Origin of the sequence: Enterobacter sp. JBIWA005, from assembly GCF_019968805.1 — a bacterium.
GTDB lineage: Bacteria > Pseudomonadota > Gammaproteobacteria > Enterobacterales > Enterobacteriaceae > Enterobacter > Enterobacter vonholyi.
The window spans coordinates 518,405-542,262 of the sequence record NZ_CP074159.1 but is presented as its reverse complement, the minus strand read 5'-3'; the positions used below and the strand labels follow the sequence as shown (position 1 = coordinate 542,262).

The 23,858-nt window shown below is 49.5% G+C and carries 25 protein-coding genes and 3 pseudogenes; 7 read left to right on the top strand and 21 right to left on the bottom strand.

Features of this window, described 5'->3' with window-relative positions; translation table 11 throughout:
• Positions 1-133 precede the first annotated feature (133 nt).
• The 14 genes from KGP22_RS02545 to KGP22_RS02480 all read right to left on the bottom strand — a co-directional run bounded on the left by KGP22_RS02545 (position 134) and on the right by KGP22_RS02480 (position 8,026).
• Positions 134-979: a DUF4942 domain-containing protein gene (locus KGP22_RS02545; RefSeq protein WP_045405106.1), complete on the bottom strand. Its 846-nt coding sequence runs from the start codon at positions 977-979 to the stop codon at positions 134-136.
• Between the two features lie 70 nt (positions 980-1,049).
• Positions 1,050-1,253, bottom strand: coding sequence for a DUF957 domain-containing protein (locus KGP22_RS02540; protein ID WP_023312607.1), 204 nt, complete (start codon positions 1,251-1,253; stop codon positions 1,050-1,052).
• Between the two features lie 29 nt (positions 1,254-1,282).
• A complete protein-coding gene (locus tag KGP22_RS02535) occupies positions 1,283-1,774 on the bottom strand; it encodes a DUF5983 family protein (RefSeq protein ID WP_045405103.1) in 492 nt (163 codons plus the stop codon).
• On the bottom strand, positions 1,771-2,148 hold the full coding sequence (locus tag KGP22_RS02530; RefSeq protein ID WP_045405101.1) for a TA system toxin CbtA family protein: 378 nt from the start codon (positions 2,146-2,148) through the stop codon (positions 1,771-1,773). Before KGP22_RS02530 ends, KGP22_RS02535 begins: the two co-directional genes overlap by 4 nt.
• 62 nt (positions 2,149-2,210) lie before the next feature.
• Positions 2,211-2,570, bottom strand: coding sequence for a type IV toxin-antitoxin system YeeU family antitoxin (locus KGP22_RS02525; RefSeq protein ID WP_045405099.1), 360 nt, complete (start codon positions 2,568-2,570; stop codon positions 2,211-2,213).
• A 50-nt stretch (positions 2,571-2,620) separates the two neighbouring features.
• Complete coding sequence (locus KGP22_RS02520; protein ID WP_045405098.1) at positions 2,621-3,265, bottom strand: hypothetical protein; 645 nt, start codon at positions 3,263-3,265, stop codon at positions 2,621-2,623.
• A gap of 9 nt (positions 3,266-3,274) precedes the next feature.
• Positions 3,275-3,496 (bottom strand): DUF987 domain-containing protein, encoded by a 222-nt coding sequence (locus KGP22_RS02515; protein WP_045405097.1) that lies wholly within the window; start codon positions 3,494-3,496, stop codon positions 3,275-3,277.
• 11 nt (positions 3,497-3,507) lie between these two features.
• Entirely contained in the window at positions 3,508-3,987 is a 480-nt protein-coding gene (gene radC, locus KGP22_RS02510) for a DNA repair protein RadC (RefSeq protein WP_045405095.1), read from the bottom strand.
• A 10-nt stretch (positions 3,988-3,997) separates the two neighbouring features.
• Complete coding sequence (locus KGP22_RS02505; protein WP_080461205.1) at positions 3,998-4,477, bottom strand: antirestriction protein; 480 nt, start codon at positions 4,475-4,477, stop codon at positions 3,998-4,000.
• 124 nt (positions 4,478-4,601) lie between these two features.
• Positions 4,602-4,826: a hypothetical protein gene (locus KGP22_RS02500; RefSeq protein WP_045405093.1), complete on the bottom strand. Its 225-nt coding sequence runs from the start codon at positions 4,824-4,826 to the stop codon at positions 4,602-4,604.
• Positions 4,826-5,644, bottom strand: coding sequence for a DUF932 domain-containing protein (locus KGP22_RS02495; protein WP_045405091.1), 819 nt, complete (start codon positions 5,642-5,644; stop codon positions 4,826-4,828). Before KGP22_RS02495 ends, KGP22_RS02500 begins: the two co-directional genes overlap by 1 nt.
• Positions 5,645-5,759: 115 nt before the next feature.
• The gene (locus tag KGP22_RS02490) at positions 5,760-6,011 is read right to left on the bottom strand and encodes a DUF905 family protein (protein WP_023312599.1); all 252 of its coding nucleotides are present in this window, start codon (positions 6,009-6,011) and stop codon (positions 5,760-5,762) included.
• The gene (locus KGP22_RS02485) at positions 6,008-6,679 is read right to left on the bottom strand and encodes an EcsC family protein (RefSeq protein ID WP_045405089.1); all 672 of its coding nucleotides are present in this window, start codon (positions 6,677-6,679) and stop codon (positions 6,008-6,010) included. The genes KGP22_RS02490 and KGP22_RS02485 overlap by 4 nt, the downstream gene beginning before the upstream one ends.
• 165 nt (positions 6,680-6,844) lie before the next feature.
• The gene (locus KGP22_RS02480; protein ID WP_052671753.1) at positions 6,845-8,026 is read right to left on the bottom strand and encodes a hypothetical protein; all 1,182 of its coding nucleotides are present in this window, start codon (positions 8,024-8,026) and stop codon (positions 6,845-6,847) included.
• 536 nt (positions 8,027-8,562) lie between these two features.
• Between KGP22_RS02480 and KGP22_RS02475 the strand changes: the two genes are divergently transcribed.
• Positions 8,563-9,507 carry a glycosyltransferase gene (locus tag KGP22_RS02475; protein ID WP_047359030.1) on the top strand — a complete coding sequence of 315 codons (945 nt, stop codon included), beginning with the start codon at positions 8,563-8,565 and terminating at the stop codon, positions 9,505-9,507.
• Positions 9,508-9,703: 196 nt separating this feature from the next.
• Here KGP22_RS02475 and KGP22_RS02470 read toward each other — a convergent pair whose 3' ends face one another.
• From KGP22_RS02470 to KGP22_RS24275, 3 genes are all read right to left on the bottom strand, one after another.
• Entirely contained in the window at positions 9,704-10,681 is a 978-nt protein-coding gene (locus tag KGP22_RS02470) for a hypothetical protein (protein WP_047359031.1), read from the bottom strand.
• Positions 10,682-11,417: 736 nt separating this feature from the next.
• Complete coding sequence (locus KGP22_RS02465; protein WP_052951288.1) at positions 11,418-12,986, bottom strand: YfjI family protein; 1,569 nt, start codon at positions 12,984-12,986, stop codon at positions 11,418-11,420.
• Between the two features lie 74 nt (positions 12,987-13,060).
• Entirely contained in the window at positions 13,061-13,351 is a 291-nt protein-coding gene (locus tag KGP22_RS24275; RefSeq protein WP_308412129.1) for an AlpA family phage regulatory protein, read from the bottom strand.
• Positions 13,352-13,636: 285 nt separating this feature from the next.
• On the opposite strand from KGP22_RS24275, the gene KGP22_RS02455 reads away from it, so the two are divergent.
• Positions 13,637-14,491, top strand: coding sequence for a hypothetical protein (locus KGP22_RS02455; protein ID WP_047359033.1), 855 nt, complete (start codon positions 13,637-13,639; stop codon positions 14,489-14,491).
• Here KGP22_RS02455 and KGP22_RS24270 read toward each other — a convergent pair.
• A complete protein-coding gene (locus tag KGP22_RS24270; protein WP_348984604.1) occupies positions 14,488-14,718 on the bottom strand; it encodes a hypothetical protein in 231 nt (76 codons plus the stop codon). The two genes, KGP22_RS02455 and KGP22_RS24270, sit on opposite strands and share 4 nt — an antisense overlap.
• Positions 14,700-15,197, bottom strand: a pseudogene (locus KGP22_RS02450) (IS5-like element ISKpn26 family transposase); the annotation flags it as partial. The gene KGP22_RS24270 and the pseudogene KGP22_RS02450, both read right to left, overlap by 19 nt.
• Before the next feature lie 94 nt (positions 15,198-15,291).
• Between KGP22_RS02450 and KGP22_RS02445 the strand changes: the two are divergent.
• Genes KGP22_RS02445 through KGP22_RS02435 form a run of 3 tightly spaced genes read left to right on the top strand, consistent with a single transcriptional unit; the run spans position 15,292 to position 17,604 of the window.
• On the top strand, positions 15,292-15,672 hold the full coding sequence (locus KGP22_RS02445) for a transposase (protein WP_073001090.1): 381 nt from the start codon (positions 15,292-15,294) through the stop codon (positions 15,670-15,672).
• Positions 15,669-16,016 (top strand): IS66 family insertion sequence element accessory protein TnpB, encoded by a 348-nt coding sequence (gene tnpB / locus KGP22_RS02440; protein WP_073001021.1) that lies wholly within the window; start codon positions 15,669-15,671, stop codon positions 16,014-16,016. The genes KGP22_RS02445 and tnpB overlap by 4 nt, the downstream gene beginning before the upstream one ends.
• A 49-nt stretch (positions 16,017-16,065) precedes the next feature.
• A complete protein-coding gene (locus tag KGP22_RS02435) occupies positions 16,066-17,604 on the top strand; it encodes an IS66 family transposase (RefSeq protein ID WP_223579781.1) in 1,539 nt (512 codons plus the stop codon).
• Positions 17,605-17,638: 34 nt separating this feature from the next.
• Here KGP22_RS02435 and KGP22_RS02430 read toward each other — a convergent pair.
• Positions 17,639-18,130: pseudogene (locus tag KGP22_RS02430) on the bottom strand (IS5-like element ISKpn26 family transposase); the annotation flags it as partial.
• 68 nt (positions 18,131-18,198) lie between these two features.
• A pseudogene (locus KGP22_RS02425) lies at positions 18,199-18,429 on the bottom strand (IS3 family transposase); the annotation flags it as partial.
• 372 nt (positions 18,430-18,801) lie between these two features.
• Here KGP22_RS02425 and KGP22_RS02420 point away from each other — a divergent pair.
• Positions 18,802-20,946 (top strand): DNA methyltransferase, encoded by a 2,145-nt coding sequence (locus KGP22_RS02420; RefSeq protein ID WP_045405079.1) that lies wholly within the window; start codon positions 18,802-18,804, stop codon positions 20,944-20,946.
• Complete coding sequence (locus KGP22_RS02415; RefSeq protein ID WP_045405077.1) at positions 20,943-23,516, top strand: DEAD/DEAH box helicase family protein; 2,574 nt, start codon at positions 20,943-20,945, stop codon at positions 23,514-23,516. The genes KGP22_RS02420 and KGP22_RS02415 overlap by 4 nt, the downstream gene beginning before the upstream one ends.
• Positions 23,517-23,858: the final 342 nt, after the last annotated feature.

Genomic DNA, 23,858 nt, shown 5'->3' with positions numbered 1-23,858 from the left:
TTCTCATGAGGTTGATGGCTGACACTAAAACATAAAAACGCGTAAAAACACATATATGTGTTTTCAGATAGAAACTTGTCATAAGTGTGGAAGATTTAAAAAGCCCTCACCCAAAAGAGAAGACCTTTTACACTTACTTAGCAGCCAGCATCCCCGGATAATGCCTGGCAACAATGTCATTCATCTTCTCAACCAAATCAGGGCGTTTGAAAGTAATGTGCCCTGAGCCCTTCTGGAAGTAGCGTATCGACACGTACTCATCTTCGTATACGTTACTGTGTTGCTTGCTTATGTGATCATCTAATCTGATGCTAAGATCATGACGGTTTTCGGGAACAGGTTTACCATCGAGCAGATTCAGCATGCGATCCAGATCCGCCAACTGAGCCCGTCGTTTCCCGTGAAGTAATCTAAATCCCCAACGGCCATAATTCACCAGTCCATCGACGATAATCTTTTTGCCAAACCGGCACGGTGAGTTCGACTTGTAATCCCAGCTCAGGCTCTTAAATACGTTGATGATCCCACGCTCAAACACATCGTCTTTGCTGTGGTGCAGTTGCTTAAAGGTACTGATAATGTTCTCTTCGCTGATGGCGGGGATATCATCCTGCTCAAGATTACGATTCCATTCGTCGCGAGCGGCGGCATCCATCAGCGCAATCATGCCGGATTTCTTCATCAAATCGCGCCAGATGCTACGGTCGAGATTGCAGGTGATCACTTTCATGGCGGTGTGTTCTTTCTCAAGTAACCAGCAACCACGGCGAAATTCCTGACGCATTGCCCAGTCAATGGCTGTTTTACCCCCAATACTCTCGGTTAGCGCAGAGATATCAGCGAGCTGATGGATAATCGCTTTGATTTGTTCCAGTGCGGCATTGCGCCCGACAACGATACGTTCAATGCTGGTGGAGCTGATAAGCTCGGTATGGCCTGTCAGAACATCGGATTCAGTGTGGGTGTATTGTTCGGACATTTGCTTTCCTTTATATAAACGCAAAACGCCAGCCGGGTCAGGGCTGGCGTTTATGCTGTTTGATGAGAGGCTACGGTTTATTGACGTTGTGCAGGAGCTGAAGATGGCAGAGATCCCGGACATCGTTCCTTGCCTGCTGGATGCAGGGTAATAGCGTGGCGGAATCGGTTCTGTCTTCGTCGTTATCGAAAATTAGCGTGGATTCACAGTCGATATTGTCCTGCAGCCAGTCGATCAGAATATCCAGCGCCGCTTCGGTAGTGAGTGTCAACATGGGGTTGCCTGTGATAATGAAGAGAAGATTTACCAGTCAAAGATATCAAAGCCTGGTAGCAGTTCACCAAAGGCATCGAGGTTAATGATGCTCAATGGGTAGCGACGCATCAGAGTGATAATCAACCGGCGACCGGCTTTCGACAGTCCGCATCGTTTCAGTTGCAGAACCGGAAAAGCCCACGCATTCAGACGGATGAGATAGCCTGATCCGGTATAGCAAATCCACTCCGCATCCTCGTGAGCTTCCCGTTGTTGCGAGAGCCGATACAGTAGATCGTTGTCATCGCAGGTGATATGCGCCGTGCTGCACTGAATGCCATGGTAGCGGGCGCTGGCAGGAAGCGGATCTTCAATCAGCAGTTTTCCGGGCTCGTCTGCAATGCGAAGCGAATAGCCATTATCACAGACCACATCGATCAGATCGGCCAGTTCAATACCATCGATATCCACGGAGATCCGGCCCATGTTGAGGGCCAGGACGCTGACAGTATCAGCTTCCACTGTGAGGGAGAGTTTCATCGTGTCCCCCCGCTGTATTTGCCGGTGGTGATGTCGGTGACCACTTTGTAATCGTTGCGGGTCATCAGCCCGGTCGCTTTTCGTGCACGAAGGATATCGATGCTGCCAATAAGCGGTGACTGTGTTTCTGTGCTGAAACCGTGACGATCGATACGGACCAGTTCGTACTTTTCGACGATAAAATTGACGCCATCGCACAGTGAGATACCAGCCTCAATATGCTCCTGGATCACCCTGTCGTTGCCAAACGGGGTGTCGTTAAGTGTGAGCCCGTAATGTTGCTCCAGGAGGTACGTCAACAGGGTTTGCCAGATATCGACAGGAGATGGGCGTGACGCCGTCGCCCGTACAGGGTGTATAGATTGGGTTTGCATGATGTTCTCTTTCTGAGGTGAAACGAGGAAGGTGGTGCCGGATGCTGTTGCAGGTCTGGTGATTACGCTGCTGGCGGTTCCCCCGGATAAATCGCGAGGTAGATATAACCACAACTGCCCAGTGTGTCCGCTTCGCAGATGAGACCATTGTAATACAACGTGACGCAGTGCTGGTGGCGTGGGTTGAGCTCACCGGATACCAACATCAACTCAAGCTGTTTGAGCATCAGCGGAAAAACCTGATCCAGATGGCGCAAATCCGCCTCGCTGAATTGACCGGTGATGCTGGCGCGGTCAGCCAGGTAATGCAGGCAGTTGCCTTCCTGCACCAGTCGTGCGCCAAAACACGGTGTGATATCGCGATGCAGGCCCCAGCTCGGTGCATCCATATTGTCATTTTGGGTGGTGTTGATGTCTGGCATGGTTAAGCCTCACTAAAAAATGGATTAAGGAATGCTTAAAAATTATGAGGTCAGCCGAAGCGCTGGCCGGATCTGGTGAAGGTATATTCACCGGCGATGATGGACTGGTCTGTTACGACATCAGAAGTCTGCCATTCGTAATCGCTTTCCAGCCAACCGCATAGCCAGCGGGCCAGATCCCGAAGGGCTTCGGTGGCAGTCGCTTCACTGCCTTCGGACATCCCCAGCCCGGACAGGTTGTGGCGTTCGACCGCGATTGCCATGCAGGATTCATGGATATGCTGGCCGTGATGACGGATCGTGGCGCAAAGCTCGCCGCTGTTGTGCAACTGGATAGCCTGCAGTGAATCGGCTATCCGGTGAAGGTCAGTGTCTTCAGGAAAGTGTTCCCTGATCCGGCATACCGTCTGCGGCTGGTAAGCATAATCTCCCTCAAAAACAGCGCCGCTTCCCTGATGGCAAAAACCGCTGAACCAGATGCAGGGCTGCTGACGATTGCCGCCTGACAGGTGAGGAACTCGGTACAGCTTAATATCCACGCCCAGGATGTTGCAGATGTCGCGGAACTCGTCAAACACGTTCTGATACCCGTCATCATTCAGCGCATGTTCACGATACCAGCTACGGGCGTTCTCCCAGGCGGATTCAGATAGTTCATCCAGCGTATAAACTGTGGTGGAGATAATTCTGCTCATCTGTTTTCCTCAGTTCAGCGTAACACTGCGCAGGACGACATACGGACCGTGACGGTCATGACGGCGCTCCGCGAAGACCGCCAGCACACCGCTGACATCCTGTACCTCCCGCCCTGCGTAGTGGCAGATACTGCCGGACCATGCGTATTTGCCGGTACAGAAGCGAAACAACCGGGATTGCGGATGCTGACGATAAATCGCCATGGCCTGACGCTTGCTGATAATTTTCATCACAGGTCCCCTTACAGCCAGCCGCGTTCAGCTAGCGAGACGATCTCCATCCCGCCAACAACCAGGTGATCCAGAAGACGGATGTCCACCAAATCCAGCGCCTGCTTAAGACGTTCTGTGATCCGTCTGTCTGCCTCGCTGGGCTCTGCGTGCCCTGAAGGGTGGCTGTGTGCAACGAGCATGGCAGCAGCGTTATGTTTCAGTGCAGCCTTCACTACTTCCCGTGGATGGACCTGCGTATGGTTGATGGTGCCGGTGAAGAGGGTTTCATGCGCAATCAGCCGGTGCTGGTTATCCAAGAAGAGCGCAATAAATTCTTCACGCTCCTGCGTGGCAAGCTGCAGGCGTAACCAGTCCCGGACGGCGTGGCTGGAGGTAAATGACGCACCGGGTTCACGTAACTGACGCTCCAGCAGGGTTAGAGCCTCACGGATGGTGTGCTGTGCGGATGCCGGTAATTTGGCGGCAAACAGCGGTAACTGTGTTTCCATTGTGGGGTCCTCAGTCGATGATATGCATGATGGCGCTGCATTCTGCGTGGTTGAGCGCGTAGTCCCGCAGACGGTAATAGTGCTCCGTCATGGTGTCGCATTCGGTGCGCATGGCGTGGTGGCTGTAAGTCATCAGACAGACGGCTATTCCGGCGGCTTCGGCGCTGAGTTCACCACCGTTGCCGTTCATCGGATTGAACAGCGTCCATTTTTCATCGATATCCTCATTCGCTTCCGGGGCCATAAAAGCACCGCCGTTGCTCAGCGTGTAAAACTGCCAGATGCCGCCACTGTAGCTGGCGCAGAAGCGGTCCATCCAGGCGAAGGCTGTCGGTTCAAGGATTATCCACTGTGGTATGTTGCCGAAGTGCAGTGGCCAGAAGCCAACACGCTGTTCGTCCGGTACGAGCGTGGCGGCCAGTGCGGAGACTTCATCGGCAGATTTCTGGTGTAACAGGTTGTTATCGTTAAGGTTGATAATGTCGGTCATGTCAGTTGTTCCTTTTGTAGAGGTCATAAGCGCACTCCCGCTGAGCGGGAACGTGTAAGTCGTGTGATTTTTGGCGTAACAGGCGTGCCGTGTTACCGGCAGGTAAGTTCAGCAGGTGATGTGGTCAGGAGTTGCCGTGGGCAGGATTGTGCATAGCCATCGATATCGCACCGTGAGGGCCAGATACCATTCGCATCAGCCTGCTGACAAAGGCTAAGTTCACCAGGCCGGTAGCAGAGATGCCTGCACCAGGCGCAGAGGTCATCGTCGGATACAGAACGGCAGCCGGGCTGGTTTTGCAGAGAGACGGGCCAGACTGCTGATAAGCATTCGCAGGAACGTGCTGCATCAGCTCAGTGCCTGTTGTAATTCTTCGGCCATCACCCACAGCGCGCGGTTCAGCTTGATATCGCCGTCGATACCGTTAACCGCGCGTGTACGGCTGCGTTTACCCTGTGCGGAGCGGCCATTTAAGCCTCCCTTACTCAAATTTTCCTGAAGCGTATTGAAAGTCGTCCACAAATCACTTTTTTCGTCCTGCCAGCGACGTGGCGTCAGTACCTGGGATTCGGTGATGGGCTGATGCTCTTCGCCAAAACGGTAGGCCAGCGCTGCTTTCGCAAACGCCTGCTGAGCGGGTGGCGGCACCAGCAGTGACTGCATGGCCTCGCGTTTCTCCTCCACCCGGTCAAACACGCCGAGGACTTCGTAAGCGCCTTCAATCACTTTTTCAACGACATCACCGCGATGCGGTACGCGGATCTCGCCAAACGACTGACCGCAGACGAGCGAGTTTGTACAAACACTTCTGAAGATCCCTGGTAATAACTGAAAGCTGGATGCGCCATCGTGCGAATTAAGAATGATGATTTCCGGCACCTGCTGACCGTTTATCTGCCCGGCACGGCGCAGACGGAGCATGTGCTTCGTATGCTCACGCTTGCTCTGATCACGCACTTTAGTCTGACAGGCAAAGAAAGGCTCAAATCCTTCGCGATGAAGATTCTCCAGCAGAGTGATAGTCGGGATATAGCAGTAGCGCTCCGAGCGGGATTCGTGCTTGTCTTCGCCAAAAACGCTGGGAACATGCTGGTGTAATTCGTCGTGGGTTAGTGGACGATCACGGCGTATCTGGTTGGTTCGGCCAAAGCGGCTGGCTAATCGCATAATGAAAACTCCTTGTGGCTAACGGCATAAAAGCAAAAGACCATGCTCCGAAGAACATGGCCTGATGCAGGGGGTGGCGGTTGTGATAAAGAACGACGATGGACGCTGACTGTGGTTAGTTGTCGTCAGAGAGTGAAGGAACAGGGATACCATCACTGACGATATAGCGATTGAGCATCACCCCGGCATCCGGGGCAAAGTTCCAGTCGCGCCAGATAAGCATGTCGTCGGTATCGCGGATAACCAGACGAAAATGGATGCCCTGGTCATCTTCTATAGAAATATTGATGTATGCGGCGGCTATAGCTTCAGCCTGAGCGCGGGTGAACGTCCCTTGTGGCAACGAGGGAACCTGATGATTTCTCATGATTTCCGTTGCCCCGGATAAGGTGGCAGAAACGTGGTGCAGGCAATGCGGCCAATTGTGCGGGTGGTGGTGACATCCACCGCCCCGCTGACCACACCACCGGCCAGGGGCACCAGACGAATAAACTGACCGCCGGTGCGTATGCCTGTCCGGGTAGCCATCAGCACCAGGGTTTTCTCCACAATCCTCCGTGTGAAGGGCCGGGTCCAGTTCTCCATCGCCTGTAACGCCACTTCCTGCAACAGCGCTTTGGCAGCGTTACCACACAGACACAGCCCGGCAAGTGCCCGGATACGTTCATCAGCCAGATTGCGTTTACCAAGGCAGGCGATGGCTGCCACCAGTCGGGTCTGGAGAAACAGTACGCTGGTGATGTTCAGGGGCAGCGTGACGGGCATCGCCACCACCCCGCCCACTCCGGATAAAAAGCCGGTACTGCCCGCCTTAACGCTCTCCCAGCGGATCATCGCATGAGCGGCCTTTGTCACATCCCCCTCCGCATCCGTGAGATAGCGTTCTGCCAGGGTTTCAGCCGACTCGATCCCGGCAATCCCACTGACGGCTTTGTCATAGAGCCAGCCCATCATCGCCTGAATGCTGCGGGGGTTGTGTTCTTCTGCTGGCATCTCATCGTCATACTCAACGTCAATATCATCGTTATTTTCCATTCGTTCTCCTGCTTAAACAGTGGATAAAAGAAAGGCCAGGGACATTGCTGTAATGAGCCTGGCGGGGGGTTTGCTGTCAGAGGACATAAAAGCAACAGGCCACGCCCTCCTGAGAGGGTGTGGCCTGCTGGCAAGGGTTATCCCTGTGGTTAATGATTTTTACTGTCAGTTCAGGGTGAAGTGTTCACCCATTTTTTCGTTGTCAACGTGACTGTCCTGGGGAAGCTCGCGGGTATCGAGCGTCAGACGGGTTTTACATTCATGAGCCGAAATCAGATCCCCGTTTTTGTACACCCGGATGCCCTGAAACTCTTCATGTCCGGTGTCTTTATTCAGCAGAATGTAGTCGTATACCCCTTTGTTAAAGCGGATGTAACTGGCCGACCCCATTCCCAGCGGTGCGTGGTAGTGGAAGGCTTTCACACCGAACAGCCCTTCCGTTAACTCCAGCTCGGGTTTATCGTTCTTATCCGTGTAGGTGTAGCGATAATCCTTCCCTGCGGCGGCATAGACCCCCACATTTTTCCCGTTATCCAGGGTACAGAACGCATTCACCGGGAGATCCGCAGGCTGCTGAGCTGTCTGCTTCTCTGGTTCTGTTATTTTTGGGGTAGTTTTCGACACACGATTTTGTGCCGCGAGGCGGCGGGCTTCGTTTGCCGCTTCTGCATCCTTTTGCGCCAGGCTACCCGGGTCATAAAGATTTTTACTGGCTCCCTCACCATGGAACCCACCTTTTCCAGAGCCTTCAGCAACGCCCGCTTTTGGATTGTAACTGGCAGCTATTTCCGGGTCAGCCTCGCGTGAAAATGCCTGCTTTGACTGTTTATGCCATTGGCCGTTTTCATCCTGTTTGTAACCCATCTTTGCCATGCCCTGTTTGTATTCTGACTGAGGATCGAATCCAGCCACCTTCTGATTAATCACCGAGCTACACGCGCTGGCAAAATCAGCGGTATTGACAGTAAAAGAGGTCCCAAAGGTATTGAAGGTCACCTGTTTACTGTCAGTCATGGTATTGATAACTGAACGAATATCTTTCGTGGTGGGCGTGAACTGGATGGTGTGGTACTGCGTCTGAGCGTTACACATCGCACTGGATGGATAACTGGTACCCCCGACGCCAAAGTTGCTGCCTGTCAAATCAAATGAGCCACGACCATTACACTGGGCCTGCATTTCAATCAAGCCGATATTATCGGGCTTCACCCGGACAATGATTCCACCGTCATCACTGTACGTCTGGCAATAGCTACCGTTAACAGTCCATGCGGCAGAGGCATTAAACGCTGCCATGCAGAGCACAACAGCCAGCATGGTTTTCTGATGTGGACGGTATTTTTTCATTCAATTTTCTCCTTTTTTATGACTGAACGAGAAACGGGCTTGTTTCTCTGAATGGTTTTACTTCCTGAAACTGCTCATCACCTCGCTAACCAGCGGGAAACCTTCATCCTGTCCTCTTCGTTGTCGATCCCCTTTCCGGGCCGTGGAATTGACCCGCCAAAAACCCACGCCCAAGTGCGTGTAATCGACAACATCATGATCGTTTTTATCGATCGATTTAATAGAATTGATCTGTATAATCAATTAATTTTTTTGTAAAGACAACACATGAACGATGGTGAAATATTTTTAATGGTCTGTTTTATAAGAATTTACCTAACCAGGACTGAAAGTGGCAGGCTCAAAGGGATACAGGTGTCGGAATGAAAAGATGTGCAAGATGTAACAAGAGAAGGGGCGTCATCAGCCGCCTGTTTGGGCTTGATAAGGAATACTGCGACGAGTGCTTGTTTGATACTGAGCAGGAAATCAGGGAAAAACGCATTCTCCCCGTCAGGCGTCAGAAAGATGACAGTGAAGGGAAAGCGTAGCCCGATATGCAGCCTAAAATTGATGTCAGTGTCATTATCCCGGTCTTCAATGCGCAGGCCAGCATCGGCCATCTGGTGCATGTACTCCTCAGTGAACAAACACTCAGCATTGAGGTGATTGTCGTTGATGACGGCTCTACCGACGAAACGTCGACCATACTTAACGCCATCACCGATGAGCGGCTGATTCTTGTTCATCAGGAAAATCAGGGGGTATATGCTGCACGTAACACCGCGCTGGCGGTTCACGGCGGTGAGTGGGTGGTCTTTCTGGATGCGGATGACCGGATTGAAGAGGGGTTTCTCCGGGAGCGTCTGAAGAGCGCACGGGAGAACCAGGCCGATGTTGCCCTTTTCAATGGCTGGCACACAGACAGCAGTTGCCTGCAGCGGCGACCTGTTCATCGCAAACAGCCCTGCGGTCACGCGCTCAACGGGCATGCCTGGATACAACATTGCGTGGCGCAGAAAGAGTGGCCGCACTACCTGTGGCTGCAGATGGTACGCTCGTCTTACATCAGGAAGAATAATCTGCGCTTTCAGGAAGGAAAAAGCCACAAGGACATTCTCTGGACGATTAACCTGGCCGCTGCAAACGGTCTGTTTTATTTCGCTGACAGGAAAGACTATTGCTACATCACGAATCCGGCATCCATTACTCACCGACAGGACTATTACGATATCCGGGCGCACAGCTACATTGACGTTATTAGCGGCATTCTCGCGCTCTCATCTCTACCACAGCACCACGAAATCAGAACCCCTCTGAGAAGGCATGCGCTGGTTGAGTGCCGCCATTTTCTCGGACTGTACCGGCGTAAGATTGCCAACCGGCAGGCAGCCAGGATGCGGTTCAGGCAGCGAATCGCGTTGCATCAGTTGATTGCCGGGGTCAACAGCCTGAGCGATGTCTTTTTTCTGCTGAAATTCATGAGAAAGATTTATCTGTAGCCAGAGAGATGACGCAGCGGTGAATCTCGCGAGATAGCTGCTGCTGGGAACTGCCGCATAAAACTAAAAAACCCGGAACGCTACATCAGTAACGAACCGGGTAAGTCGCGCAGAAAATGGCTTATAGACTGTTGGATGAAAGATTCCTTGCTTCTTCAGATAAGTAATATAGCCGCAAAAATATCTGGAATATCCTTTATTCAAAAGTAAGATCTTCCCCCAAAAGAAGCCATAAATCGACAGGTGCCTTCTTCTGTGATGGTACATAGAAAAAGGTGGTGGCAGAACTCTTGATGCCTGTACAATAGCGATAACACACAACTTCATCGTCGGCATCACCAGGCGCAATTATCTCCTGTGAGTAAAAACCATTGTAGAACGCCACCACGGCTTCCCTGTCGTCTACCTCAACGCTGAAGTAGCGACGAAGATACTTACTCAGTAAGCGATACATCAGGTCGATACACTGCTTGTGTGGCTCACGTAACAACGAGGTGGCGTCGAAGCATTTATTAAAAACACGGCATAAAAGCGCCATGACGCGATCGGGATCGCCAGATAACACCGCATGAAAACCAACGATTGCCAGTAACTCCAGATACAAGGGATATTCGGGGAACAGCTGCCGGATCTCCCCCAGGCATTCTGAGATTTTGTTATGCCCAAGACGCCACAACTCCCCATGAAGTAAAGTGAACAAGGGAAGCTGTTGCTCAATACCCCCAAACTCAATCTCTCTGGGAACATTGCCATAAAAACGTTTAGCAGGTGTAATTTCTCTTAATGCCGCATTCACCTCCTCTGAACCAAATCGCGCAGTTAAACTGTCATACAGACTGCCGTTAAAAGGGATCAACTCCCCCGTTGACTGAATCCCCCCGAACCCCTGTCCCTGATACGGGATAGCATCATTATTCCTGCGATTAATAAATGAAGGCGCTATAATCAGATTTTCAGCCGTATTTGCTCCGCCCTTTGCGTTCGGATATAAATGGCTGATATCCAGACAAAACAGTGGAACAAGCGTTGTTTTTCCATCACATCCCTTCTGTGGAGAGGTATAACTTCGTTGGTGTCGAGACTTGCGTATATACAGATGATAATAATTAACGATATCTCCCATATTCGAAACTGATCCTAACAAATAAAGATTCCGTTTGATTGCATTTTCCATATGTGTCCAGTACGATGAACTCAGAACACTTTCAGCGTTGAAGTTATCGAATTTCCTGGAATCACGTTGTCGACAGACTGCACTGCAATATATTCTATTCCTTGTTCCTGATAACGTATTCTGACAAAGTGAATATCCGCATCGGGTATTTTCTCTCCGTTCACGTCTGTTGACCCCGGATAAAAAGATCTGATAATGGTTATCACATAATCGTTCCTGTCGTGCTAGCCAGAATCTGGAAACAAGGTTATCGCAATCTCTCCTGCATTTAGTCATGATGTGTATGTACTTTAATTCATTGAATGTTATCACTAATGATTGCTATAGCTGGTAAAGAATAGTGATGTGATATTTAGTTAGTATATATTACGTATAATTACCTTATTGCGTTACGAACACCTGGTACGTGAATACAGTCATACAGCACTATTTTCCACTACCAAATCGAAAGTGACGATCTGCTTCATGGGGTGTTCCGGGCATCATGCACTCCAGACATCATGAGCGAATTTTGAACAAACACCCGTCACCATCACGCTCTGAAAAGCTGATATATCTGCTAAATTAGCAATACTAGCAACTGTTTTAAGACGAGCAAGTGCATATCTGGTCATTTATTCATCAACCTCAGCATGATCGCTGCGATGATTGCCTTCATTTCAAATGAAACAACACTGGCATTCGAAAGTAATAAATACTGTTTTGTTTGACAATTGCCTGTATGGTCGTAAATATCTTACAAATCAACATGCCAGAAACCTTCATCCTTCAGGTTTTGCATTTGTACGATGCTGTAGTTGTGGGGAAAACCGCCTGTACATATAGAGCCGTTTGAATAATAACCTGCAATATGTAACATGCTGGAACCGTTGTATCGTATAATGCAACACAATCTCTGATTGATAAGTTGATTTAACGCAGGCGTTAATTTATCTATGTGCCTGAGACGACCCGGACCAGACTGAAGCAATTCACATTTAGGAAATGGTATACCTTGACTTTTGTTCAGTCTTTTAACAATAAAGCTCCAGAGGCTTCGAACTTCGCATTCAAACTGGTATCGCTCTGACAGTGGATAAAATAAGTCGCTCGCCTGCTGCAAATACCAATCCACTATTGTCATGGCATTTCTTATCTGACGAGCATCGATAATCTTAGTATAAATAAGGTCAGCGGCCGAACTGCCTCCTGTAGGTTTAGTTAAATAAAAAGTCATTATTGTAGCCAGTCGCAGTGCCTGCTCTATAGCTTTTGACGCAAAATCCCGGATATGTGAATACTTCCCGCCTGGTAAAATAGCCTGCTCAATTTCTCTCTGTTTTTCCTGAAGAAACATTTTTGCATCATCTGACAGTCTCAGTTGATCTTTCGGTATACTGTCATCATAAAACCGGGCTTCAAGAAGGCTTAACAGCCCCTGAATGTGGTCATAAAACGGAGCTAATACTGCATTCAGCCCTTCTTCATCAATACGGCTATTACGTTGCCCTATTGAGCTTTTTACCTTCATAACAAGGAATCGGGCAAGTAAACCACTGCTTTTAGCCATCTCTCCATGTTTTTCTAAATAATTACTAAATACGCCAGGCTGAATCATTAGTGAAAGCATCAGACATAATGGGAGTTCGTAGTTCTCACCATCTGTTCTGTCAAATGAATATTTCCCTCCATCCCAGCCTTTATTCAACAGTCCGAGATGATTTTTCAACCCGCTTCTGAAAAAAGAGATCGCTTCATCCATAATGATGCCAGCTTCAGCATGTAGGCTTAAGCCCTGGATAAGAGCTTTAAATGTCACATCCTGATAGCTGAATTTTGGCTCAACAGGACGTTTTGGTTCACCTTTATAATGTTCATCCAGCTGAACCTGAGCATCCTCGACACCCTTTCCATTTTTTATAGCCTGACGTTGATTGGCATCGAATCCCTGTAAGCTAGTTTTCCAGATACGATGTTGTCTTTTATAGATGGTAAGCCGATCTCTGTATTCAAGCTGCATTTTCTCAATCTGGCTGTAAAAGGGCCTCATTAACAGTCGTGACAGAAACGTCTTACCTTCACCAGACTCGGCAAGCGTAAGTAGGTATAAAGAGCATGGGCCAGGTATACCCGAGTAAGGTGATACAACACCAACAAGGTACTGGCAGATAATTGAAAGCATGGTAAAAATAATGTTTATCGTAAGTTCCATTGACATTCCTGTAAACATATTCACACGCTCAACTGTATCTTTTAGTTGCTCAGGTAAACAGTGCAAAGGGAAGGTTGTCCTGTGTTCTTTTTCTGTTTTTTTATTTAAAGACATCAATGCATTTCCTGTTTGTTGGTTATTTTATTATGTTTTCTATTTTCGTTATTTTCGCTATTGCTGCTTGGGTATTATCTGGCAGCAGCACGCTCATTTAACCATGCTTCATAATCACTTCTCCGCCAGCGACTGGATCGACCTATTTTCAGGGGGCGAGGGAATAATCCTCGATTAATGAGGGAATAATAATGCTTGTCGCTAAGACCACTGTGAGCGGTGATGTCTTTCATACTGAGCAGAATGTCATCACCCATTGCAAAGCGGGTACGTTTTTCAACATCTGGTGAAAGTCGTTGCCCGGTCTGTTCGTTGTTATGCCAGTTTGCGTAAACCGGATATTCTGTTTGTGGCGGGTTTGTCATTGTGGGTTCCTCTTGATTGATTACCGGAGCTCGCTGCTCCCTACGAAAGAGAAATCTACAGACTGTCTGAATGCACCACGACACCATCAGCAAAAAAATTATTTAAATTTTACTTGATGTCTTGACTTTTTCTATTTGTCACTTTTAAAGTGCAGGGGCAAAGTGTTACGTTTCAATTTTTTCAAGCCTGTCTTAATGTGATCAATCACATAGAAACGTATGATGATTTCAACAGAATACTGGTTAGGCTGGTAAGTTTAACTATGACAATGAGGAGGGTATTTGGTGGGAAGAGCAAGGAAGGCAAAACTTTTTGTGGATGAGCATGGCGATACACCGGGGAATCATTACTGGCATCGGTTTATGTCACTGTACTATGTAGAACATCCATCAACATTGGGTAAGTATGCTTACAGTAGATTCAGTTCCCTTGAACCGCTTGAGCAGGTGTATATAGGCGAATTAAAAAATGCTTTTGAGATATGGTTTGATGTGCTTCATGCCAACCCCCCCTCAGAACCTACAGCCTTTCAGAAGAGGTTCCTTGATGAACCTATGTCAAGTTTGATGATAATAGATGAAACGCTGGTGTACGATATCTTCTTCCGTTTTATCTATGAAATGGATATCAAGCGGGAAGATGTCTCAGAACGTCTGGATGCACTTCTTGTCGATGATAAAATACCGTATCCCTATCTTTTTGAAGTTTCATGCTATTTTTACATCATTGCTACACGAATTTTTGCCGACGAAAATTTTGATAATAAAGAGATTCAGTTTTTTAGAGCAATGTTTGAGGCTATCAATAGCTTAAAAGAGTTCACAAGCAAGCATGATGCGTACCTGCAAGAGAAAAACAAGGAACTGCATAAAAAAATATCAGGTAAAGGAGGTGAGAACAAATGGTCAAAGATCCGTGCAGAAGTCATCCGATTACTGAGAGAAGAAATTAGCTCAGGCCAATATTTAGGACGGTTTAACAGTAATGCTGATTTGACTGAATACTTACTTCCTATGGTAGAAAAGTATATTCGTATTTGCGATATAAAATCGCCCGATGATTTGTTTTATACGCTCGAAAGCTGGTCAACAAGCCCTAAATCAGATATCTCGGCACTGTATGGGCTGTTGGTCATCTAATCAGCCAACATAAGGCACTGTAATAAACGATTCAACAATACATTAAGATATGGAAGACTGGGGAAGGTGCGAATAAGCAGGTCATGTCTTCCCAAGCTGACTCGTTGATTAAAATTTCGCGGATCTGGGCCGATTTTTTTCCCGCAAACACATCGAATCAGCCTATTTAGGCTATTTTTTCCACCATTTCTGGCGTTATTTCCGGTTTTTACTGAGATCTCTCCCACTGACGTATCATTTGGTCCACCCGAAACAGGTTGGCCAGGGTGAATAACATCGCCAGTTGGTTATCGTTTTTCAGCAGCCCCTTGTATCTGGCTTTCACGAAGCCGAACTGCCGCTTGATGATGCGAAACGGGTGCTCCACCCTGGCACGGATGCTGGCTTTCATGTATTCGATGTTGATGGCCGTTTTGTTCTTGCGCGGATGCTGCTTCAAGGTTTTTACCTTGCCGGGACGCTCGGCGATCAGCCAGTCCACATCCACCTCGGCCAGCTCCTCGCGCTGTGGCGCTCCTTGGTAGCCGGCATCGGCTGAGACAAATTGCTCCTCTCCATGAAGCAGATTACCCAGCTGATTGAGGTCATGCTCGTTGGCCGCGGTGGTGACTAGGCTGTGGGTCAGGCCACTCTTGGCATCGACACCAATGTGGGCCTTCATGCCAAAGTGCCACTGATTGCCTTTCTTGGTCTGATGCATCTCCGGATGTAAGCGTACAGCGTGAACCGTCTGGTCATAATCTGAAGCATCCGACAAAGTGGTGTCCACCAAATAAGTAGTGGGAACCAAAGTGTCAGATATGCAGAAAAATATGACTCCCGGCAGGCGTAAAGGCTGCCCTAATTATTCTCCTGAGTTTAAACAGCAGCTCGTTGCTGCCTCCTGCGAACCCGGGATATCCATCTCAAAGCTGGCGCTTCAAAATGGCATTAACGCCAATCTGTTGTTCAAATGGCGTCAACAATGGCGTGAGGGAAAGCTGCTATTACCTTCTTCAGAGAGTCCTCAGCTACTTCCTGTGACTCTCGATGCAGCTGCCGTACAGTCAGAGCCACTCGCAGAGGACCCGGAAACCCTCAGTATCAGCTGTGAGGTAACGTTCCGGCACGGAACGCTCCGCCTCAACGGTACTGTCAGCGAAAAGCTCCTGACCGTGCTGATACAGGAGCTCAAACGGTGATCCCGTTACCAACAGGCACCAAAATCTGGCTGGTTGCCGGTATCACCGACATGCGTAACGGCTTCAATGGCCTCGCCGCAAAGGTGCAGATGACGCTGAAAGACGATCCGATGTCCGGGCATGTCTTCATCTTCCGGGGCCGAAGCGGCAGTCAGATCAAACTGCTGTGGTCTACCGGTGACGGGCTGTGCCTGCTGACCAAACGGCTGGAGCGCGGGCGCTTCGCCTGGCCGTCAGCTCGCGATGGCAAAGTGTTCCTGACACCGGCGCAGCTGGCAATGCTGATGGAAGGTATCGACTGGAGACAGCCAAAGCGGCTGCTGACATCCCTGACCATGCTGTAGGCCTCTTTATCCTGGTTGTCGCAGAATAAGCCTGGTAAAATACGGGCCTATGAATGACACCTCTTCTGACGATATCCTTCTGCTAAAACAGCGCCTGGCCGAACAGGAAGCGTTGATCCACGCCCTTCAGGAAAAGCTGAGCAACCGGGAGCGTGAAATAGACCATCTGCAGGCGCAGCTGGATAAACTCCGCCGAATGAACTTCGGCAGTCGTTCCGAAAAGGTATCCCGCCGTATCGCACAGATGGAAGCTGACTTGAACCGGCTTCAGAAAGAAAGCGATACGCTGACGGGGCGGGTGGATGATCCGGCCGTGCAGCGCCCGCTGCGTCAGACCCGCACCCGCAGACCGTTCCCCGAATCACTTCCCCGCGATGAAAAACGGCTATTACCCGCAGAACCCTGCTGCCCGGAGTGTGGTGGCTTGCTGAGTTATCTGGGTGAGGATGCCGCCGAACAGCTGGAGATGATGCGCAGTGCCTTCCGGGTTATCCGGACTGTACGCGAAAAACACGCCTGTACTCAGTGCGATGCCATTGTGCAGGCCCCCGCGCCTTCGCGGCCCATCGAACGGGGTATAGCAGGACCGGGGTTGCTGGCCCGCGTACTAACCTCTAAGTATGCAGAGCACACCCCGCTGTATCGCCAGTCTGAAATATACGGCCGCCAGGGTGTGGAGCTGAGTCGCTCACTGCTGTCGGGCTGGGTGGATGCATGTTGCCGGCTGCTGTCACCGCTGGAAGAGGCACTTCGGAACTATGTGCTGACTGACGGCAAGCTCCACGCCGATGACACGCCCGTCCCGGTGCTGTTGCCGGGCAATAAGAAGACGAAGACCGGGCGGTTGTGGACGTATGTTCGTGATGACCGCAATGCCGGGTCAGAGCTGGCACCTGCCGCGTGGTTCGCTTACAGCCCGGACAGAAAAGGCATCCATCCGCAGACCCATCTTGCCGGCTTCAGCGGTGTGTTGCAGGCAGATGCGTACGCCGGGTTCAACGAGCTGTACCGCAATGGCCGGATAACGGAAGCCGCCTGCTGGGCTCATGCCCGCCGAAAGATCCACGATGTGCACATCCGCACCCCGTCAGCCCTGACGGAAGAAGCCCTGAGGCAGATCGGTCAGTTGTACGCCATAGAGGCGGATATAAGGGGAATGCCGTCAGAGCAGCGGCTTGCTGAACGTCAGCGAAAAACGAAACCGCTGTTGAGATCCCTGGAAAGCTGGTTGCGTGAAAAGATGAAGACTCTGTCGCGACACTCAGAACTGACAAAAGCGTTCGCGTACGCACTTAACCAGTGGCCGGCACTGACGTACTATGCGGACGATGGCTGGGCCGAAGCAGACAACAACATCGCTGAAAATGCCCTGCGGACGGTCAGTCTGGGTCGTAAAAACTTCCTGTTCTTCGGCTCTGACCATGGTGGTGAGCGGGGAGCGCTGCTGTACAGCCTGATCGGAACGTGCAAACTGAACGGCGTGGAGCCAGAAAGCTACCTCCGTTATGTCCTTGACGTCATTGCTGACTGGCCGATAAACCGGGTCAGCGAACTACTCCCCTGGCGCGTCGCACTGCCAACTGAATAACACATCCCCGTCAATACGGTTCTCGCTGGACGCTTACCTCCGGATCGCGTTGCTGCTCTTTGTTCTTGGTAGAGCTGGGTGCCTCAATGATGGTGGCATCCACCAAAGTGCCTTGGGTCATCATGACGCCTGCTTCGGCCAGCCAGCGATTGATGGTCTTGAACAATTGACGGGCCAGTTGATGCTGCTCGAGCAGGTGGCGGAAATTCATGATGGTGGTGCGATCCGGCAGGGCGCTATCCAGGGATAATCGGGCAAACAGGCGCATGGAGGCGATTTCGTACAGGGCATCTTCCATGGCACCGTCGCTCAGGTTGTACCAATGCTGCATGCAGTGAATACGCAGCATGGTCTCCAGCGGATAGGGCCGTCGGCCATTGCCCGCCTTGGGATAAAACGGCTCGATGACAGCGGTCATATTCTGCCATGGCAGAATCTGCTCCATGCGGGAGAGGAAAATCTCTTTTCGGGTCTGACGGCGCTTAGTGCTGAATTCACTATCGGCGAAGGTGAGTTGATGGCTCATGATGTCCCTCTGGGATGCGCTCCGGATGAATATGATGATCTCATATCAGGAACTTGTTCGCACCTTCCCTAAGCGAGGTTCTGGTTTTCAACTGTTCCGGGCTGAGACCGCCACAGGCACTGTGACGAGGCCAGCTCTTGTAATCACAATAGATATAATTAAACACAGCCATTCGCATCAGTTCACGGCTGACAAAGCGCTATCCGTGCACGCATTCCATCTTCAGTGAATGAAAGAAGCTTTCCTTCTGCACAGGCATTATCGTAGCTGTTGCCTTTAGCAGTCATGATGCCCCACAGAAGACAGGCACTGAAAGCGAATCCACGATTGCTGGTGGTCAGAATGGCGCTTTGGCCTGACATTGATTCGCTGGTTAACCGACGTCGAAACCTGTCCAACTGTTTCATCAAAACACTGGGATAACCAGCTGTCCCCAAAGTTTGAACATGGCAGAGGTCGAACACCACCATTACCCGAATGTGTATCCAGAACCAAAGGCCCCCCCCCCCGAAACTCTCGGTTTTGGGATCGCCGAATTCATTGCATAGTGTTAATATTACCGCCAATTTTTCAGCGTTCTGATTCCTTCTGTGAATCAACGTATTGGGCTTTCCTGAGAGCCGAACGTTAAGAACCTACAATGCTTAAAATTGATAAGAAACAAGGAATATATGTCCAGGCTGACTGATTTAATAGCTAAAGCGAAGGCCAAAGACCCGCAACTGGGCGCTGATCTTGATCGAGAAATCAAGATCCTGTCGTCACGTCTTCCCTTCGGGCTGAATTTCGAGCGACATAGCCCTGAAGTCGTAGAGTTACCATTGCGACCAGTGCGCAAGGGAGATAAAGTGCGCATTTTGCCAGAACGTGGCTCCACCAAGAAAGGTGACCAGCGATTGTGGCAAGTGAAAGCAATCCATAAAGCGAAGAAGACAGCCGATCTAGAATTGCTGGGCGCAGCTGATGTCGAGACTCAGACAGTAACGCTAAGTGACCTAGTGGTTATAGCTGAATTTCGTGACACGATCTGGCCGGGTCTGGTCAGTACAGGAAAAGTACAGCGTGGTGGTGACAAACCTTACCATTCAGTAATCAATGGCGAGAACTACCATGTGTTGAAAGCGTTGACCTACACGCACAGGGGCAAGGTAGACGTCATCTATATTGACCCACCATATAACACGGGAGCAAAAGACTGGAAATACAATAACGATTATGTCGAAGGTGACGATATTTATCGACATAGTAAGTGGCTGGCTTTTATGGAACGTCGTTTGCTTATTGCGCAAGAATTATTGAACCCAGATAATTCAGTGCTAATCGTGACTATTGATGAGAAAGAATATTTACGGCTAGGGCTGTTGCTTGAACAAACGTTTCAAAATGCAAAAATTCAAATGGTCAGTAGCGTTATATCCCCTCAAGGTAGCACTCGGGGAACTCAGTTCAAACGCTCAGATGAATACATTTATTTTGTCTATTTTGGTAATTCAAGTGTGACGCCCCTGCGGCTTCCTGAAGAATGGTCAAATGGGCAAGAAACAAGTACTGTGCGAGGGTCTATTCATTGGGCTAGTTTAAAAAGAACGGGCACTGAAGCTACCCGCCAAGCTAGACCTCAAATGTTTTACCCGATATTTTTGACATCAGATTGCTCGAAATTCCACTCCGTTGGTGATCCAATAGCTATAAATGTTGAAAGATCATCTATCAGTATTCCTGATGGTTGTGTAGCCATATGGCCTCTGCGAAGAGATTCTTCAGAAGGTCGCTGGCAAGTAGGACCAGAGGCATTACGTAATCTAATTCTTGAAGGCCATGCACGATTAGGCAAGCCAAATGGTACAGAAACTGCTATTGCATATCTTAAGGCTGGTGAAAGAGCAAAAGTTGCGAGTGGAGAATATAAAGTAATAGGTCATAATTATGATGGTTCTATCATAACTGAAAATGAAAATGGGGAAACTACTCAAGCAGAATACCGGCCAACAACTATTTGGAATGTCTCTAGTCATAGCGCAGGGCATCATGGTTCAAATCTACTTCGGTCTTTGCTCCCGGGCCGTACCTTTCCATTCCCAAAATCACTCTACGCCGTTGAAGATGCGCTCAGATTTTTTGTAATAAATAATCCTAATGCAGTAGTGCTTGACTTTTTCAGTGGTTCTGGAACCACTGCCCACGCAGTCATGCGTCTGAACAAGCAAGACGGAGGTTGCCGTCAGTGCATATCTGTCACTAACAACGAAGTAGCGGCCGATGAACAAAAACTGTTGCGTGAACAGGGCCTTCGACCAGGTGATCCCGAATGGGAAAAATGGGGTATATGTGACTATATAACCAAGCCACGTGTGCTTGCTGCCATCACAGGCAAGACTCCCGATGGTAAACCGATTAAAGGTGATTATAAATTTACCGATTTATTCCCAATCTCTGAAGGTATTGAGGAAAATGCTGAGTTTTTTACCCTAACCTACGAAGCTGAGAAATCAGTTAGTCACAACTTGGCTTATACCCGAATTGCGCCGTTACTCTGGCTACGCGCAGGGGCACGCGGCAAACGTATTGACACACTGCCTCTTGAAGGATGGGCGGTGGCAGATACCTATGGCCTGCTGTCAGTCGTAGATCAGGCTACGCCTTTCATTGAAGCCATTAGCCAAACCAGTGACATACGAGTAGCCTTTATCGTCACTGACGATGACCGCCACTTCCAAGCTGTCACCAGACGTCTGCCAAAAGGTGTTGAGCCGGTACGTTTGTATGAATCGTACCTGACCAATTTCAGCTTCACCAGTGGGGAATTAACAGAATGAAGTTCACTCTCAAAGACTACCAGCGTGATGCTGTACGTGATTCGCTGGTGAATCTCAGAAAAGCTCGCCGTTTCTGGCATAACGAAAATGACAAGAGCGCCTTCTCCTTAACGGCTGTGACCGGTGCGGGTAAGACCGTCATGGCTGCCGCTGCGTTTGAAGCATTGTTTCATGGCGACGACGAGTTTAATTTCGATGCCGATCCTGGCGCGGTAGTAATCTGGTTCAGTGACGATCCTGCACTGAACGAGCAAACCCGCTTTCGCTTGATGGAAGCCAGTGACCGTATCAACTACAACGATATGGTTGTGGTTGAACATCCTTTCAGTCGGCGCAAATTTCAGGCTGGAAAAATCTATTTCCTTAACACGCAGAAGTTTGGCAAAAAAAGCCTGCTGGTACGCGGGTTCGATGATAAAGGCGGGCTCTTCGAAGCAGCTCCTGATGCACAGGCTTATACGCTATGGGATACCATCCAGAACACCATTGAAGACCCGGATCTAACCCTCTATCTGGTGCTTGACGAAGCGCACAGAGGTATGGGTTCGTCAACGGCTTCCAGTGAAGCTGCTAAGAGTACTATTGTGCAACGTCTAATCAATGGTTCGGCTGGAGTGAAAGGTATTCCAGTAGTGTGGGGTATTTCTGCCACAGTTGAACGTTTCGACAATGCTATTGCCAATGCCGGTCATCATGTCAAACTGCCGAACGTGGTGGTTGACTCAGCTAAAGTGCAGGAATCGGGACTTATCAAGGACGATATCATTCTTGGTGTACCGGATGAAGCCGGAGACTTCGATACTGTATGGGTACGCCGTGCTGCCGACAGACTCAGGGAAGTGACCGATGCCTGGGCAGAGTATGCAAAACAGCAGGAAACTGCGCGCGAAGTAGTGCCGCTGATGGTATTCCAGGTACCCAATACGCCTGACCCGAACGAAGTGGGGCGTTGGCTGGATACGCTATTCTCTCGCTACCCCGAATTGCCCATTGACAGTGTTGCTCATGTTTTCGGTGAACATACCACACAGCGTTTCGGCCAACACCAGGTACATTATATTGAACCGCAGCGGGTGCAGGAATCAACTTGGGTGCGAGTACTGATTGCTAAAGATGCAATCAGCACTGGCTGGGATTGCCCGCGTGCCGAAGTAATGGTTTCCTTCCGCGCTGCCAGCGACAAAACGCATATTACGCAATTACTGGGGCGTATGGTACGAACTCCACTGGCCAGACGTATTCCGGGTAATGAGCGCTTAAACTCTGTCGAATGCCTGTTGCCCAAGTTTAATACCAATACAGTGAGAGATGTCGTCAATACCCTGTTTAAGGGCGATGATACATCCCCTCCGAGCGGACGTATCTTGGTTAACCCTGTGGAGATGAAACCTAACCCGGCGGCTTCAGCTGCCGTATGGGAAGTATTTGAAGCGCTACCTTCACAAACCCGACCACAGAAAGGAGCCAGACCAGCCAGACGTCTGACCGCGCTGGCACAGGAACTGGTTGATGACGGCATTCTTGATGGGGCAGTCAGGAAAGCCCATGCTGCTTTGCACGCTGTCCTGGACAAATTCCAAACAGAAAATGCTGAAAAAATCAAAAACAAGCGCAATGCAGTGCTCGTAGTGGATGGTAAAGCTGTAGTTGCCAGCCTGAAGAATAAAGCAATGACCTTCAACGAATTCTGGGAGGAGGCGGACGTAGCGGTGATTGATGACGCCTACCGGCGCGCAGCCCGAATCTTCAGCCCAGATGTTTCACGTACCTATGTCGAATATCTGGCCGATAAGGTCGCGGATCGAGAAGAGGATGCTGAGGAGTATTTGGAAGCAATCATGGAAGCTCGTGTGACCGTTGCTGGTTTGGGGCTAGTGATGGAGGTGCAGGATTACTTCGATGCCGAGGCTGATAAACTGGCGAAGGCGTGGCTGGCTGAGTACACGCAGCAGATTAAGACCTTGAAAGATGAGCGTAGAGAGGCTTATCGTCAAATCGCCGAAATGAGTACCGAACCGCAGGACGTGGATCTGGTCAAGCCGGAGAACAAGTTTGAAATGACCAGGGCGCGTGAAGGTGAGAAGGAAACCGACCTTCCTGTCTGGAAACACCATTTGTTGTGTGACGAAAACGGGAATTATCCGGCTCAGTTGAACCATTGGGAAACCACGGTTTTTGAGATCGAAACCAAACGTGAAGGATTTGCTTTCTGGTATCGAAATCCACAATACACAGGGCAGTCGTCACTAGGAATCGCTTATGTTGAAGCCGAACAATACAAAATTGTTCGTCCCGATTTCCTATTCTTTGCCGAACAGGATGGCGAAATGATTGTGGACCTGGTAGATCCACATGGCCTTCATCTGGCTGATGCCTTGCCTAAACTGAAAGGACTGGCGCTATATGCCGAACACCATCCTGATGCTTATAGGCGAATCGAATCCGTCGCCGAAGTAAAAGGTAAATTACGGGTGTTAGATTTGAAACAGCAAGATGTACGAAATGCTATAGCTGTAGCTGAAAATGCAGAATTATTATTCAGCAGCAATTTTGCTGGCTATTATCAGTAACCTATTGGTAATCTGGGATCGGAATGGCCTTTTATAAGTAAAAGGCCATTTTATAAAAATACTATCCACGGCCCCCTCATCAAGTTATTTTTCATAAAATTCAGACATATAATCCAATTAATTACGATTACGGAAGCATACCATTCAGCCTGCATCTACATATCCTGCTCAGCTCAACGAAAGGCCGAGAAAAACGCTAGACTATGAATCACCCGCAGAACGGTTCAATAAGTGTATTGCGTGCATCATTTGAACTCACAGCCATAAGAGGACATTTGGCTGAAAGAATAATTAACACAATGAACTGAGCCTGCCTATTAATATATTCAATATTGATAGCTT